The organism is Mycobacterium sp. E342 (genome assembly GCF_001667665.1).
Taxonomy (GTDB): domain Bacteria; phylum Actinomycetota; class Actinomycetes; order Mycobacteriales; family Mycobacteriaceae; genus Mycobacterium.
This window is the reverse complement of the sequence record NZ_LZJM01000050.1, coordinates 1-876: the sequence shown is the minus strand read 5'-3', so window position 1 is coordinate 876 and position 876 is coordinate 1. Positions and strand designations below refer to the sequence as shown.

Sequence of the window (876 nt, the reverse complement as noted above, 5' to 3'; positions counted from 1 at the left end):
ATTCTTCCCGACGACGGCCGCATGTTATTGCATACCATTTTGACCTACACCCAGAAGCAGCAGTACGAACGCGGCGTCTCCATCACGATGAACGACCTTCGATTCGCGCGGTTCATTGGCACTGAAATCTTCCCGGGCGGACAATTACCGGCGCAGGAAGACATCTTCAGGTTCGCCGGCGAAGCGGGGTTCTCCGTGCAGCAGGTCCAATTGCTGCAGGAGCACTACGAGCGCACGCTCAACATCTGGGCGGCGAACCTGGAGGCCAACCGCCAACGGGCGGTCGAGATCCAGTCCGAAGAGGTCTACAACAAGTACATGCACTACCTGACCGGCTGTGAGAACTTCTTCCGCAAGGGCATCAGCAATGTCGGGCAGTTCACCCTCGTGAAGTAGGTCGCGAGGGGCTGGGGTCCGCTACTTTTCCAACGTGAACTGGTCGACGTCGGTGTAACCCTGGCGGAACAGCTTCGCGCACCCGGTCAGGTACTTCATGTAGCGGTCGTAGACCTCTTGGGACTGGATGGCGATGGCCTGCTCGCGATTGGCCTCGAGGGCGGCCGCCCAGGTCTCCAGGGTCCTCGCGTAGTGCAGCTGCAGCGAGTGGACCCTGGTCAGCTCGAAGCCCGCCGTGACCGCGTACTCGCCGACGGTCTGCGGTGTCGGCAGCCACCCGCCGGGGAAGATCTCGGTCAAGATGAACTGCGAGAAGTGCACGATCTCGTGGGTCAGCTTCATGCCCCGCGCCCGGGCGTCTTTGAAGGACGGGCGAACGATGGTGTGCAACAACATCACCCCGTCGGACGGCAGCGCTTGGTAGGCCATCTTGAAGAAGCGCCCGTAGGGCTGGCGGCCGAAATGCTCGAAGGCGCCGAT

2 protein-coding genes are annotated in these 876 nt (G+C 61.6%); one reads left to right on the top strand and one right to left on the bottom strand.

Features of this window, described 5'->3' with window-relative positions; genetic code table 11:
• A partial coding sequence (locus A5692_RS02660; protein WP_082962330.1) for a class I SAM-dependent methyltransferase occupies positions 1-396 on the top strand: 396 nt, incomplete at its 5' end.
• A gap of 21 nt (positions 397-417) precedes the next feature.
• On the opposite strand, the gene A5692_RS02655 is transcribed toward A5692_RS02660, so the two are convergent.
• Positions 418-876, bottom strand: a 459-nt coding sequence (locus tag A5692_RS02655; RefSeq protein WP_197514326.1) for a class I SAM-dependent methyltransferase, incomplete at its 5' end; no start/stop codon positions are given.